Below are 432 nucleotides of genomic sequence, written 5' to 3' on the forward strand. Positions count from 1 at the left end.
CATAGGAAATACACGAGGTGCGGGAGAAAGGGATTGCTGGGCCTGCTGTTGGGCAGGCCGCTGCTGGCTTCGGCGGAAGAAGTCGGCCAGGTGTCGACAGTGTTCAAGTTCGTCGGCCCCAACGACCGGATTGTGGTTGAAGCGTTTGACGACCCCAAGGTCGATGGCGTAACGTGCTACTTGTCCCGCGCCAAGACCGGCGGGGTAAAGGGCGGGCTGGGTCTGGCCGAAGACCGTGCCGAGGCCTCGATCGCTTGCCGCCAGGTGGGCCCGATCCACTTCAAGGGTGAACTCAACGACGGCGACGAAGTGTTCAAGGAGCGCACCTCGCTGGTGTTCAAGACCATGCAGGTGGTTCGTTTCCTCGACACGAAGCGCACCACCACGGTATATCTGGTCTCCAGCGACCGCTTGATCGACGGCAGCCCGAAC

Annotated in this window: 1 protein-coding gene; it reads left to right on the forward strand. The window is 61.8% G+C overall.

Features of this window, described 5'->3' with window-relative positions:
* Positions 1–33: 33 nt before the first annotated feature.
* On the forward strand, positions 34–432 hold a 399-nt coding region (locus tag JMV15_RS28135), incomplete at its 3' end, for a CreA family protein (protein WP_201492015.1).

The sequence above is a fragment of the Pseudomonas paracarnis genome (genome assembly GCF_904063055.1).
In the GTDB taxonomy this organism is placed as follows: Bacteria; Pseudomonadota; Gammaproteobacteria; order Pseudomonadales; family Pseudomonadaceae; genus Aquipseudomonas; species Aquipseudomonas paracarnis.